Origin of the sequence: Streptomyces sp. NPDC048277, assembly GCF_040652235.1 — a bacterium.
Lineage (GTDB): Bacteria > Actinomycetota > Actinomycetes > Streptomycetales > Streptomycetaceae > Streptomyces.
The window spans coordinates 615951-629675 of the sequence record NZ_JBEZLQ010000001.1 but is presented as its reverse complement, the minus strand read 5'-3'; the positions used below and the strand labels follow the sequence as shown (position 1 = coordinate 629675).

Genomic DNA, 13725 nt, shown 5'->3' with positions numbered 1-13725 from the left:
CCCCTGTGCCCCCTGCGCGCCTTGAGCACCCTGAGCACCTTGAGCACCCTGCGCTCCCTGCGCGCCTTGGGCACCTTGCGCTCCCTGAGCACCTTGGGCACCCTGTGCCCCCTGCGCGCCTTGAGCACCCTGAGCACCTTGAGCACCCTGCGCTCCCTGCGCGCCTTGGGCACCTTGCGCTCCCTGAGCACCTTGCGCCCCTTGGGCGCCCTGAGCGCCCTGAGCGCCCTGAGCGCCCTGAGCACCTTGGGCTCCCTGCGCTCCCTGCGCACCTTGCGCTCCCTGCGCACCTTGCGCGCCCTGAGCTCCCTGCGCACCCTGTGGACCCTGTGGGCCCCTGTCGCCCTGGGGACCCCTGTCGCCCTGCGGGCCCCTGTCGCCCTGGGGGCCCTTTTCACCGACGTGACGCACCGGCGCCATGCCACGGGCCCCGGCCCTTCGGATCGCGTCGGCGATGGCCGCCTCGGGCACGTGCTGCCGGCCCAACTGCTGTACGGAGATGCGCTCGCCGGGCTTGGACATCATGTCGGCGGCGGCCACGGCGCTCGGGGCAACACTGAGTGCCACCGCAGCGGCGCCCGCCGACACCAGGGTGGCGGACTTCAGGCGCGTGACTCGGCTCGTTCTACGGCTCAAGAGAATCTTCCTCACACTGGGAGGGGCCCAGACAGCAGGCACGCGACACGGTGCGCTCGGCCCACTGCCGGATGACCCCTTCGAGCACAGACGAGGAATTCATCACTCCCGAAAAAGTAGTATTAACACACTGCACTCGGAAATCACTCAGCCGGTCGTCGCCGATTCCCCCTCGTGGCGCCTCAACAGGCGAGGGCCCGCCGTCACCTGCTCCCGTCGGGGCGGACGGGAGCTGCGACGGCGGGCCCACAAGCCCCGCACCCCATTGTGCGCGGCCTCGCCGGTTCACACCGCGGCCGGTCGTGACGATCGCTGGTCAGGGCACTCCCCCACTGCCTTAAGGGCGTGGGAGGTACCCCCAGGACCGGCCGCGGAGTCTTTCCGAAGGGGCTCAGCCCAGGCGCTCCACCAGCGCCTGGTACTCGTCCCACAGCTCCTTCGGCGTGTGCTCGCCGAAGGTGTTGAGGTGACCGGGGATCAGCGAGGCCTCCTCGCGCCAGATCTCCTTGTCGACCGTCAGCAGGAAGTCGAGGTCGCTGTCGGCCAGGTCGAGCCCGTTGGTGTCGAGGGCCTCGCGCGTCGGGAGGACACCGATCGGCGTCTCCACGCCCGCCGCCCTGCCGTCCAGCCGGTCCACGATCCACTTCAGGACCCGGGAGTTCTCGCCGAAGCCCGGCCAGACGAACTTGCCCTCGTCGTTCTTGCGGAACCAGTTGACGTAGTAGATCTTCGGCAGCTTGGCCTGGTCCTTGTCCTTGGCCACGTCGATCCAGTGGGCCATGTAGTCGCCCATGTTGTAGCCGCAGAACGGCAGCATCGCGAACGGGTCGCGGCGCAGCTCGCCGACCTTGCCCTCGGCGGCGGCCGTCTTCTCGGAGGCCACGTTGGCGCCCAGGAAGACACCGTGGTTCCAGTCGAAGGACTCGGTCACCAGCGGTACGGCGGTGGCCCGGCGGCCGCCGAAGAGGATCGCCGAGATCGGCACGCCCTTCGGGTCCTCCCACTCCGGCGCGATGATCGGGCACTGCGCGGCGGGGACGGTGAAGCGGGCGTTGGGGTGGGCGGCCGGAGTCTCGGACGCCGGCGTCCAGTCGTTGCCCTTCCAGTCGGTGAGGTGGGCGGGAGTCTCCTCCGTCATGCCCTCCCACCAGATGTCGTCGTCGTCCGTGAGCGCGACGTTGGTGAAGACGGCGTTGCCCCACAGCGTCTTCATCGCGTTGGCGTTGGTGTGCTCACCGGTGCCGGGCGCGACGCCGAAGAAGCCGGCCTCGGGGTTGATCGCGTAGAGGCGGCCGTCCTCGCCGAACCGCATCCAGGCGATGTCGTCGCCGATCGTCTCGACGGTCCAGCCGGAGACGGTGGGCTCCAGCATGGCGAGGTTGGTCTTGCCGCAGGCGCTCGGGAAGGCCGCGGCGACGTACTTGGACTCGCCCTGCGGAGGCGTGAGTTTGAGGATCAGCATGTGCTCGGCGAGCCAGCCCTCGTCGCGCGCCATGACGGACGCTATGCGCAGCGCGTAGCACTTCTTGCCGAGCAGGGCGTTGCCGCCGTAGCCGGAGCCGTAGGACCAGATCTCACGCGACTCGGGGAAGTGCGAGATGTACTTGGTCCGGTTGCACGGCCAGGGGACGTCCGCCTCGCCCTCGGAGAGCGGGGCACCGAGGGTGTGCACCGCCTTCACGAAGAAGCCGTCGGAGCCGAGTTCGTCGAGGACGGCCTGGCCCATGCGCGTCATCGTGCGCATGGAGACGGCGACGTACGCGGAGTCGGTGATCTCCACGCCGAGCGCGGAGAGCGGCGAGCCCAGCGGGCCCATGCAGAACGGGACGACGTACATCGTCCGGCCCTTCATCGAGCCGCGGAACAGGCCCTTCTCGCCGGAGAAGATCTCCCGCATCTCGGCGGGGGCCTTCCAGTGGTTGGTCGGGCCGGCGTCCTTCTCCTGCTCGGAGCAGATGAAGGTGCGGTCCTCGACCCGGGCGACGTCGGTCGGGTCGGAGGCCGCGTAGTAGGAGTGGGGGCGCTTGATCGGGTCGAGCTTCTTGAAGGTGCCCTTCGCCACGAGCTCCCCGCACAGTCGCTCGTACTCGGCCTCGGATCCGTCACACCAGACCACGCTGTCCGGTTGCGTCAGTTCGGCGATCTCGTTGACCCACGAGATCAGTTCCTGATGGTGGGTGGGGATGACGGTGGGAGCCGCGATGTCGCGCGCCACGATTGCTCCTAAATGAGGGATTTTTGATCTTTTTGGCCCGCTGAGGACCTTGTCGCCCCGTGGGGGCTGCGACCCGGATGCTTCGTAGCCGCTCATCCGGTGCCGACCGCACTCATTTGATCCTCCGACTCGATCTCCCATCTGTCCAGAGGGAGTCACAGATGAGCGACGTGAGGAAGGCCACGGTTTCCGTGTTTTCCTGCGTTTCTTTGCGTCCATGTTGAGTTCAACTGGAGATCTTTTTGCATACCGGCGGACATGCATCGCACACCGCCGCCCATACCTCGGGCAGGCGTGAGACGATGGCCACTGTCGCGCGGTCATCGCGTGGTACTGACGCGTAACCTACGGTTGCGTAGGTACCATGCGGTGCATGACTGCGTCCGCCCCCGACGCGCCCACGGACCCGCCGGCCGCCGGCCGTGGCTCCGCGGCGCTCTCCTCCCTGTCGCACCAGGTCAAGCCCAAGTTGCGCGGCTGGCTGCATCTGGGCATGTTTCCGGCCGTACTCATAGCGGGCCTCGTCCTCACCGCGCTCGCCGACTCACCGCGCGGCCGCATCGCCTGCGGGATCTACGTCCTGACGGCATGTCTGCTGTTCGGCGTGAGCGCGCTGTACCACCGGGGCAACTGGAGCCCGCGCATGGACGGCATCCTGCGCAGACTCGACCACGCCAACATCTTCCTGATCATCGCGGGCACGTACACGCCGCTGACCCTGCTGCTCCTGCCCGGCGGGAAGGGGCAGTGGCTGCTGTGGGGCATCTGGGGCGCCGCCGCCGCTGGCATCGTCTTCCGGGTGTTCTGGGTCGGCGCCCCGCGCTGGCTGTACACGCCCTGCTACATAGCGATGGGCTGGGCGGCGGTCTTCTTCCTGCCCGACTTCATGCGCACCGGCGGTATCGCGGTGCTGGTCCTGGTGATCGTCGGCGGCCTGCTCTACAGCGCGGGCGGTGTGGTCTACGGCTTCAAGCGCCCGAACCCGTCGCCGCGCTACTTCGGCTTCCACGAGGTCTTCCACTCGTTCACGCTGGCCGCGTTCGTCGTCCACTACGTCGGCATCTCCCTGGTGGCGTACCAGCACGCGTAGTCCCACCGCCCCTCCCCCGAGTGGCCACGGCTCCCGAGCCGTGGCCACTTTTTCATGCTCTGACATCAGCTCTCTATTGACACTCCCTAGATTTTGAGAGCTACTCTCATTTCATGGCTACTGTCACTCAGCTTGAAGAGACACCTCCGAACCCCCGCCGCTGGTGGGCGCTGGGCGCCCTGGTCGCGAGCATGCTGGTGCTCGGCTTCGACATGACGATCCTCAACGTGGCGCTGCCGACCATGGCCGAGCAGCTCGGCGCCACCACCGGCCAGCAGCAGTGGATGGCGGACGCGTACGTCGTCGTCTTCGCGTCCCTGATGCTCCCCGCGGGCCTTCTCGGCGACCGCTTCGGCCGCCGCCGGATGCTCATCACCGGCCTCGCGATCTTCCTGGCCGGATCCGTGATCGGCGCCCTCGCCGGGGACGTGAACTGGGTGATCGCAGCCCGTGCCGTGATGGGCGTGGGCGCCGCGCTGGTGATGCCGCTGGCGCTGTCCGTGCTGCCCTCGCTGTTCGGACCGGCCGAGCGCACCCGTGCCGTCGGCATCATCTCCGCCGCCTCGGCGCTCGGCCTGCCGCTCGGCCCGATCATCGGCGGCTGGCTGCTCAACCACTTCTGGTGGGGCTCGGTCTTCCTGATCAACGTCCCGATGGTCGCGATCGGCGTCACCGCCTGCGTCTTCCTGCTCCCCGAGACCAGCGACCCCGCCTCCCCGAAGGTCGACATCCTCTCCACCGCGCTCACCGCGACCGGCCTCGGCGCCCTGATCTACGCGATCATCGAGGCCCCCGACCGCGGCTGGGGCGACCCGCTGGTCCTGGCCCTGTTCGCCGTGGCCGTGGTGCTGGTCGCGGGCCTGGTGCTGCGCGAACGCCAGGTCGACCGCCCCATGCTCGACATGGAACTCCTCACCCACCGCGGCTTCCTGCTCAACACCCTCGCGGCCACGCTCGTGATGTTCGTGCTGTCGGGCCTGATGTTCGTGCTGCCCCCCTACCTCCAGGCGGTCCTCGGCAACGACGCCTTCGGCACCGGCCTGCGCCTGCTGCCCATGATGGGCGGCCTGATGATCGCCGCACGGACCGCCCAGCCGATCGTGGCACGCTTCGGCTCACGGGCCGTGGTCGCCGCGGGCCTGGTCGTCCTCGCCTTCGCCGCGCTCCTCGGCAGCCGTACGACCGTCCACGACGGCTACGGCTTCACCGCCCTGTGGCTGTCCGTCGCCGGCCTCGGCTTCGGCTTCTCGGTGGTTCCCGCCATGGACGGCGCCCTCGCCGCGCTGCCCGCCGACCGGGCCGGCAGCGGCTCCGGGCTGCTGATGACCCTGCGCCAGGTCGGCGGCGCGATCGGCATCGCCCTGCTCGGCAGCCTGCTGGCGAGCACCTTCCGCGACCGCCTCGACGTGACCGGCCTGCCCGCCCCGCTCGGCCACACCGCCGGTGAGTCCGTCGTCGCCGCCCACCTGGTGGCCGCGAAGACCGGCTCCACCCACCTGATCGCCTCCGCGAACGCCTCGTACGTCCACGGCATGGGCCTGGTCCTGATGGTGTGCGGGATCGCCGCGCTCGTCACCGCGCTGCTGGCCGCCGCGTTCCTGCCCAACACGCCGACCGTCCGCCGTACCGAAGGAGACGACTCCCCGGCCGTGGCCCCCGCCACCGCCGATGCCGGACAATGACCAGCATGACGGCACCGCACACCTCCCCCCAGCCCGGCCTCCGCGAACGGAAGAAGATCAAGACCCGCGAGGCGATCCGCGAGGCCACGTACGCGCTGGTCGAGGAGCAGGGCTGGGACGCCACGACGATCGAGCAGATCGCCGAGCGGGCCGAGGTGTCGCCGTCGACCGTCTTCCGGTACTTCCCGACCAAGGAGGACATCGTCCTCACGGACGAGTACGACCCGATCATCATGGAGGAGCTCCGGGCACGGCCCGCCGACGAGCCGTGGACGGAGTCCCTCCGCTATGTGATGCACCGGGCGGTCACGCTGGGCATCAAGGACGCGCACTCCGTCTCCCGGCTGCGTACCCGGCTGATGGTCGAGGTCCCCTCGGTCCGCTCGCGGATGATGGAGAGCATGTCGGCCACCGGCCGCATGCTGTGCGAGGCCATCAGCGAGCGCACCGGCCTCGACCCGGACAGCCTGGAGGTCCGCGTCTACGCGATGTCCATCTGCGGCGGGCTGCTGGAGACCTCGATGTACTGGGCGGAGAACGGCCACGAGGGCGACTTCGAAGCCCTCGTCGACCGCGCCCTCAACGTCATCGAGCACGGCCTGCCCCCGCAAAACCACTGAGGCCACGGCCGTCTCCCGTGCCATCCTGACCAGGTGAACACTCCCGAGATCCACGTCGAAGTCGCCCCCGAGCTGGCCCTGTTCGTCCCGCACGCCCGCCGTGCGGGCGTGCATCCGCTCGCGGTCGACGGCGTCTCGACGCTCGGCCATGTGATCGAGTCCCTGGGCGTCCCCCTCACCGAGGTCGGCGCCCTGGTGGTGGACGGCCGCGAGGTCCCCGTCGCCCACATCCCGGCGGACGGCGAGCGGGTGGCCGTCCGCCCGGTCACCCGCCCCCAGCGGATCCCCGGCGCCCCGCTCCGCTTCCTCCTAGACGTCCACCTCGGCACCCTGGCCCGCCGCCTCCGCCTCCTCGGCGTGGACACGGCGTACGAGTCGACGGACATCGGCGACCCGGCCCTCGCGACCCGCTCGGCGACGGAGAAGCGCGTGATGCTGAGCCGCGACCGGGGCCTGCTCCGCCGCCGCGAACTCTGGGCCGGCGCCTACGTCTACAGCACCCGCCCCGACGACCAGCTCCACGACATCCTCGACCGCTTCGCCCCCGACCTCCGCCCCTGGACCCGCTGCACGGCCTGCAACGGCCTGCTGAAGGAGGCGACGAAGGACGAGGTGGCGGCCCAGCTGAAGGGCGGCACGGAACGCTCGTACGACGTCTTCGCCCAGTGCGAGACCTGCGGCCGCGCCTACTGGAAGGGCGCACACCACGACCAGCTGGAACAGATCGTGAAACGCGCCCCGACCATGCAGCGCCCCTGACCATTCAACGCCCCTGACAGGAGCGCCCCGTCAGGGGCGCGGGGAACTGCGCGACCAGCCCCCACACACCCGCACCCGACTAACGACGCACATCCCCCTTCCCACAGGCAACCCCGTCCCGATTCCGATCAAGCCCCAGCGGATCATCGCGACCGTTGACCTTCAACCGCCCGTACTGATTGGTCTTCAACCACGCACACCGAGCAGCCGCGGTCTTCTTCACCCCCGGCGGAAACACCGTCGGCACACACACGTTGACCGACCCGTAGTGCCGGTCGCACCCGGAGATGGTCGTACTGACCGGCTGCGAGGCCCGCTTCTTCCCCGCCCCCGTCGTCTTCCCGGTGAGGGAGTCCGCGAAGGCGTGCACATGCGGGTCGGCCTCGGCGCTCAGCGCGTCCGGCCCCTGCAGATGCACCCACTTGGCCACCGACGGCACCCCGTTCGCGTCGACCGCGAAGAGCATGTACCAGCCGGGCGGGGCCACGTTCGGGTTGCTCGTCACGTTCAGGTCGACGTTGTCGCCGTCGACGGAGAGCGGCAGGTCGACGAAGCGCTGGTTCGGGTCGGAGGAGTGCGTGACCGCGGCCGGGCGGATCAACTCGGCCTTGACGATGGCGTGGTCGACGGTGATCCGCTGGGTGTCGCCGTAGTGCCACTCCGTGTTGATCATCGAAGTGATCGTCGGACGCTCGCCCTTGAGGAGATAGGGCGGGGTGTAGATCGACACGTTGTGGTTCCAGGTGCCGTTGCCCGGGTTGTCACCGGTGGCCATCACCCGGCCGTCGGGCAGCAGGAACGCGGACGAATGGTAGCCACGGGCCTGGGGATCGGCGGCCACCGGGTCGAACGTGTTGCTGCCGGGGTCGTAGATCGAGGCCTCGTAGACCGGGTTGGCCCGGTTGTGCAGTCCGCCGCCGGTCTCCAGCACCGTGCCGTCGGGCAGCAGTACGGCGGAGACGTACATCTTGCCCTGCGCGCCGGTCTCCGGGACCTGGCCGTTGCCCAGGTCGACCGTCCCCTGCGGGAGCTGCGGCCCGGCGACGTACGACGGGTTGGCCTGCTTGAGGTCGATGATGTCGGTGAGGCGGTTGGCGTCCGGGTTGGTGTCGATGTTGCCGCCGCCGATGGTGAGGACCTTCTGGTCCTGCGCCGGAGGCAGCAGCACGCTCGCCGACTGGTCGCGCTGGTCCTTGTTCTGCAGGCCCGGGACCTGGGTGATGGTGTTGGCGCCGTAGTCGTAGATCGCCGAGCCGGTCCCCGGGATGTTGTTGCCGAAGACATGGCTGCCGGAGTAGAAGAGGCGGCCGTCCTGCATCAGGATCATCGACGGGTACAGGCCCCAGTACGACCAGGTCTGGTTGACCTGCCACAGTGCCAGCCACTTCTGCTCGGCGTCCGACCAGTACTCGGCGGTCACCGAGCCGGTCGAGTCCTCGCGCAGGCCGCCGAAGGAGATGACGTCACCGTTGCCGAGCTCGGTCGCCGACGGGTACCAGTGGCCGTCGTTCAGGTCGTTCGTCTTGCTGTAGGTCTCGGTGACCGGGTCGAAGATGTACGAGTCCTTGTAGCCCTCGTAGCCGTGCGAGCCGTCCGCCGCCGGGAACGCCTTGTTGCCGCTCAGCACCAGGACCCGCCCGTCCTGCAGCTGGATGTGGCCCGAGCAGAACATGTCCTTCGGCGTCGGGATGACCTTGTACGTCCCGTCGGCCGGGTTGTAGACGGCCGAGGTGAACGTGCCCGCGGCGAAGTTCTCCTCGCTGTTGCCGGAGCCCGCGATCAGCAGCACCTTGCCGTTGTTGAGGACGACCGAGTGCATCGAGCGGACCGGGTTCTGCGTGGGCAGCACGTCCCAGCGGCCGTTGACGCACTCGTCCGCCGTCCCCGTGCAGGTGGCGGGCGGGACCGGGTCGGTCACCTGCTCCATGGTGTAGTCGTCGGTGGTCGCCGAGCCGGTGCCGTAGACGGAGACGCCCCAGGTGATGCGGTCGGTGCCGTCGGGGACCTGGGGCGTGCGGACCGTGGCCTGGGTCCAGTCCCCCGCCATCTCCAGGGTCTTGAGGTCGGTCCAGTACTGCCAGCCGGCGGTGGCGTCGTGCCGGAACAGGGTGATGTTCGCGTCCGGCGTGGTCGTCTTGTACCAGAGCCCGAGGTCGTACTGCTTGCCCACGGTCACGGTCGGCGCGCAGTCGGAGTTCTCCAGGATCATGGCCTTGCGGTCGCCGTCGACCCGCCGGGTCAGCGTGACCTTCATGGCCGCGGACCCGGAGTGCGCGTCCGACGTGGTCTCGAAGGTGAAGTCGTTGTCGCCCCAGCCGGACTTCTCCCAGCAGTACGGCATGTCGCCCGTGCCGGCGGTCTCGAAGCCCGGGTTGGTGATGAGGTTGGCGGCCTGGGCCGGCTGCGGTACGGCCAGCAGCAGTCCGGCGGTCAGGGTGCCCACCCCGAAAAGGGCCGTGCGTCTTCTATGCGGTCTCACGCGGCTCTCCTTGCTGTGCGTGCTTGCTGCCCCCGCGGCCGCGGTCGCGCCGCGGGAGATACACCAGCGCCTCGGTCCCGGCGAAGCGCAGGACGAACGTCGTCACCAGGGCGAGCGCGGTCGCGGACAGCGCCCCCATCCCGAACCGGTCGACGAACAGGGCGATCAGCGGGATGCGCAGCACCAGGTCGGCGTTGGCGAGCAACGCGAACCGGCCGCCCCGGTCCCACCAGCGGCGATGGGCCCGCCGGTCGCGGAACAGCAGATGTTCGATGAGGACGAAGTTCCAGGCGACGCCGAGCTGGTTGGCGAGGATCTCGGCGAGGACGATGGGGGTCCCCCCGTGCGAGCTCATTCGAGCATGGGGGAGCAGGCCGAGGCCGGTCAGCGCCCACAGCCCGACCAGGTTCGGCACGAAGCCGCTCAGTCCGATCAGCCCGAAGCCGACCATGCGGGCGACCGGCGAGGCGGTGCGCAGCCCGGCCAGGTGACGCAGGAAGCGAACGCCCTCCTGCGCGGTCGACTTGGACTCACCGGCGAACCGGTCCTGGAAGACGAAGGGGACCTCGGCGACCTGCCGGGGCCTGCTCCGCACCGCCAGTTCGAGGAGGATCTTGTAGCCCAGCGGCTTGAGCACGTCCGCCGTGACCGCGCTGCGCCGGATCGCGAAGAAGCCGCTCATCGGGTCGCTGATGCCGTGCAGTCGGCGCGGGAACAGGGACTTGGTCAGCCAGGTCGCCCCGCGCGAGACGGCGACCCGGTAACTGCCGGCGAGCCCCGCCCGGCTGCCACCCTTGATGTACCGGGAGGCGACCACGAGTCCGGCGTGGCTGCGCTCCCCGGTGGCCACCAACTCCGGGACGAGGGACGGCGGATGCTGGCAGTCCCCGTCCATGACGACGATCCAGTCCGAGGTGGCCGCCCGCAGCCCCTCGACCACGGCCCCGCCCAGCCCGCCCACCGGTTCCTCGCGGTGCAGCACGCTCACCGGGAACGGGCAGTCCCGCGCGGCCTGCTGGATGACCTCGGGGGTGTCGTCGGTGGAGTCGTCGACGAAGAGGACCTCGCAGGGCAGCCGCGCGGGCACCGACTCGGTGATCTGGCGCAGCAACTGCCGTACGTTTCCCGACTCGTTGAAGGTCGGTACGACGATGGTGACGGCGCCCGGCTCGGGGACCTCGACGGCCTTCAGCCCCGGTGCCGGGACGGTGTACTCGTGGCTGCTCAACGGGTACCCCCTGCGATCTGCCGGATCTCGATGCGGTCGGCTCCGGTGCCGAAGGTGGCGACCGGGGTGGAGTGCTGGAGCGCGGCCTTGACGTTGGGCAGGTCGTGGGCGTCGCGCCGTACCGTCGGGGAGGCGACCACGTAGTCGAGGTCCCGCCAGCCGTGCGGCAGGGTCTTGGTGACGGCCGGGTCGAGGTCGGCCTTGTAGAACCAGATGACGCCGAGGCCGGGCCGGTAGCCGTCGTGCACGAGGTCCAGCCAGAGCGCGTCGTCGACGAGGACGCGGGTCCGGGCCGGGTCGGCGACCTGGGTGCCGAGCCAGTGCGAGGCCTTCCGGTAGGGCGCGTTGGCGTCGGCCGTGACGGCGGTGCGGTCACCGTCGTACCACTTCGGCACGGTGTAGGCCCCGGCGGCGAGGGCGAGTACGGCGGCCAGCGCGTACCGGCCGCCGGTCACCGCGCGCCGCTCGCCCTCGGCGCGCCACCTGCGCAGGACCGCGTGCGTGACGGAGGCGGCGGCCCCGGCCAGCACCAGGGCGAGGAACGGGAGCGCGCCGATGATGTACATCGCGGGCAGATAGCCGCCCGGGCGCAGGGCGACGGCGGCCAGGATCGCCACGGCCAGCGCGGGTCCGGCGAGGGCGCGGGCGGTGACCGACCAGCGGTGGACCACGAGCAGGAGCAGGGCCCCGGCGAGGCCGCCGACGGGGAGCACGCGGTCGTAGTAGAGCCAGGAGTGCAGGACACCGTAGGAGCCGGCGGAGGGATCCAGGATGAAGCCCGAACCCGGCCTGGACATCTGGTACTTGATGCCGTCCCAGAGGGAGACGTGACCGGCGCCCGGCAGCAGCTCGCCCTTGAGGAGGGCGAAGAGGGGGTACGACAGTCCGGCGAGCGTGCAGGCGGTGATGGCGCCGGTGAGGGCGAACTTGCGGGTGTCCGCGTGGCCGTGGCGCCACATGGTGACGAGCAGGGCGGGCAGGACGACGAGCATCGTCTCCTTGGTGAGCACCCCCGCGGCGGCGGCGAGGCCGGCGCCGAAGTGGTGCCAGAGGTGGCGGCTGGGCGAGGCGGCGAGGCAGAAGGCCAGCAGCAGCCACATCACGGCGATGTTGTCGAGGAAGATCTCGCGCTGCAGGACGACGGAGAGCGGCGAGAGCCCGAAGAGGGCCATGCCGAGGCCGGCCGCCCAGCGGGGCAGCGAGAGCCGGCGGCCGAGGACGTAGACGAGGACCGCGCTGGCCGCGCTCACCACCAGCATCGCCACGCGCATCGAGCCGACGGTCATCAGGGAGGGGTCGAGGGCGGAGGGGATCCAGGTGAGCAGGGCTATCTGGATCCAGCCGAGCGGCGGGTGGTCGTACCAGTAGGTGTAGTGGGCGAGGCCCCGGCCCTCCTGGACGGCCCAGGCCTGGGCGAGATAGGTGCCCTCGTCGTCGCTGAGGGTGGGGTAGTCGGCGATGTTCCAGGCCTGGACGGCGAGGATCACGAGCAGCAGGACACCGCAGAGGAGCAGGTCGGGACGGGAGGAGCGGAGCCGGAGCGGCCGCGGTGTCCGGCCGGCCGGACCTGTCGCGGGCACAGGCCGGCGCTGCGCGGGGACCCTCGGAGTGGTCACCGCGGGGAGAGTGGAGGTCACGCGGGAACGTCCTCTCGGATCGGCTCGGCCGCGGTGAGGTGCGCGCCGACGTGGGTGGTCAACTCCCAGTCCTTCTGGCCGCGTTGCTCGCGCCACACGGCGCGGATCGCGGCCCCGGCGAGGAGGACCTGGTAGAAGGGGCCGCCGACGACGAGCTTCACGTAGTGGACGAGGCGGACGCGCAGCCCGTACTGCTTGCCGAAGTCGTGCAGGCCGACCACCTCGAAGACGAAGGTGACGGCGGCGGTGACGAGCGGCAGGAAGGTGAGGAAGGCGATGCCGACGGGGACGTCGAGAAAGAGGGCGACCGCCGCGTTGAGCGGGATGATCAGGCCGGAGAAGGCCTGCAGGAACGGCGTCATCAGGGTGTAGCGGGCGAGCAACCGCTGTCCGAAGCCCGGGAGTTGCTGCCAGTCCTTCTTCCGGTACACCTGGAGAAAGCCCTGGTTCCAGCGGGTGCGCTGCTTGAGCAGGGACATCAGGGAGTCCGGGGTCTCCTCCCGGGTCACCATGTCGGAGTCGTAGGCGACGACGACCTTCTTGCCGACGCTGGACAGGCGTACGCCCAGGTCGCAGTCCTCGGCGAGGCAGTTGGGGTCCCAGCCGTCGGCCGCGCGGAGCACCTTCGTGCGTACGAAGACGGTGTTGCCGCCGAGCGGGATGAACCCTTTCTGCGCGTGCAGATGCAGCCGGGACCGGAACCAGAAGAAGTACTCCAGGCAGTTGCGCAGGCTGTACCAGCTGGAGTGGAAGTTGATGAGCTGGACGCCCCCCTGGACGACATCGGCCTCGGTGGTGCGGAAGGCGTGGTCGACGTGCGCGAGCAGCTCCGGGTGGACCTGGTCCTCGGCGTCGAAGACCCCGACGACGTCGCCGCGGCAGTGCGGCAGCGCCGTGTTCATGGCCTTCGGCTTGTTCTTCTTCTCGTGGGTGTCGACGACGACCCGGACGCGCCGGTCACGCCCGGCGGCCTGTTCGGCGACCGCCGTGGTCTCGGGGTCGTCGTGGCCCACGATGACGATGATCTCGAAGTCGGTGTGTGTGGACTCCAGCAGCCGCTGGATGGTGTGGTCGAGCACGGCCTGTTCGTGCCGCGCGGGCAACAGCAGCGAGAACGACAGGTGTTCACCGCCGTCGGGGCTGCCGAACCGGGTGGAGGCGAGCACTTCGGGCGTACGCCACGCGTGCATCTGCCACCACAAGGTGAAGGCCGCCATCCAGAACAGGGCGAGCGAAACGGCCGCGATGAGGACAGACGTGAGCAAGGAAGATCCCCCCAGATCCCAAAACCCCCTGTACGCAACGGCGAAGCACAGCCGTCGCGCCTTGTGGAGAACCTAGGGGGGATCTGTGAAGCGCAACCCCCGTTCCGATAAACA

At 69.7% G+C, this 13725-nt stretch carries 10 protein-coding genes; 4 read left to right on the top strand and 6 right to left on the bottom strand.

Going from position 1 to position 13725, the window contains the following annotated elements; all coding sequences use genetic code 11:
* Both AB0D85_RS02985 and AB0D85_RS02980 read right to left on the bottom strand, forming a co-directional pair.
* A partial coding sequence (locus AB0D85_RS02985) for a hypothetical protein (RefSeq protein ID WP_362312754.1) occupies positions 1 to 317 on the bottom strand: 317 nt, incomplete at its 3' end.
* Between the two features lie 710 nt (positions 318 to 1027).
* A complete protein-coding gene (locus AB0D85_RS02980; protein WP_362312752.1) occupies positions 1028 to 2851 on the bottom strand; it encodes a phosphoenolpyruvate carboxykinase (GTP) in 1824 nt (607 codons plus the stop codon).
* 373 nt (positions 2852 to 3224) lie between these two features.
* On the opposite strand from AB0D85_RS02980, the gene AB0D85_RS02975 reads away from it, so the two are divergent.
* The 4 genes from AB0D85_RS02975 to AB0D85_RS02960 all read left to right on the top strand — a co-directional run bounded on the left by AB0D85_RS02975 (position 3225) and on the right by AB0D85_RS02960 (position 7002).
* On the top strand, positions 3225 to 3941 hold the full coding sequence (locus AB0D85_RS02975; protein WP_362312750.1) for a hemolysin III family protein: 717 nt from the start codon (positions 3225 to 3227) through the stop codon (positions 3939 to 3941).
* A gap of 113 nt (positions 3942 to 4054) precedes the next feature.
* A complete protein-coding gene (locus tag AB0D85_RS02970; RefSeq protein WP_362312748.1) occupies positions 4055 to 5623 on the top strand; it encodes an MFS transporter in 1569 nt (522 codons plus the stop codon).
* Positions 5620 to 6243: a TetR/AcrR family transcriptional regulator gene (locus tag AB0D85_RS02965; RefSeq protein WP_362312746.1), complete on the top strand. Its 624-nt coding sequence runs from the start codon at positions 5620 to 5622 to the stop codon at positions 6241 to 6243. The genes AB0D85_RS02970 and AB0D85_RS02965 overlap by 4 nt, the downstream gene beginning before the upstream one ends.
* A 33-nt stretch (positions 6244 to 6276) precedes the next feature.
* On the top strand, positions 6277 to 7002 hold the full coding sequence (locus AB0D85_RS02960) for a Mut7-C RNAse domain-containing protein (protein ID WP_362312745.1): 726 nt from the start codon (positions 6277 to 6279) through the stop codon (positions 7000 to 7002).
* 79 nt (positions 7003 to 7081) lie between these two features.
* Here the strand turns inward: AB0D85_RS02960 and AB0D85_RS02955 are convergent, their stop codons facing one another.
* Genes AB0D85_RS02955 through AB0D85_RS02940 form a run of 4 tightly spaced genes read right to left on the bottom strand, consistent with a single transcriptional unit; the run spans position 7082 to position 13611 of the window.
* Positions 7082 to 9481, bottom strand: coding sequence for a galactose oxidase-like domain-containing protein (locus tag AB0D85_RS02955; RefSeq protein ID WP_362312743.1), 2400 nt, complete (start codon positions 9479 to 9481; stop codon positions 7082 to 7084).
* A complete protein-coding gene (locus AB0D85_RS02950) occupies positions 9468 to 10709 on the bottom strand; it encodes a glycosyltransferase family 2 protein (RefSeq protein ID WP_362312741.1) in 1242 nt (413 codons plus the stop codon). The genes AB0D85_RS02955 and AB0D85_RS02950 overlap by 14 nt, the downstream gene beginning before the upstream one ends.
* The gene (locus AB0D85_RS02945; RefSeq protein WP_362312739.1) at positions 10706 to 12346 is read right to left on the bottom strand and encodes a phospholipid carrier-dependent glycosyltransferase; all 1641 of its coding nucleotides are present in this window, start codon (positions 12344 to 12346) and stop codon (positions 10706 to 10708) included. Before AB0D85_RS02945 ends, AB0D85_RS02950 begins: the two co-directional genes overlap by 4 nt.
* Complete coding sequence (locus AB0D85_RS02940; RefSeq protein WP_362312737.1) at positions 12343 to 13611, bottom strand: glycosyltransferase; 1269 nt, start codon at positions 13609 to 13611, stop codon at positions 12343 to 12345. The genes AB0D85_RS02945 and AB0D85_RS02940 overlap by 4 nt, the downstream gene beginning before the upstream one ends.
* Positions 13612 to 13725 lie beyond the last annotated feature (114 nt).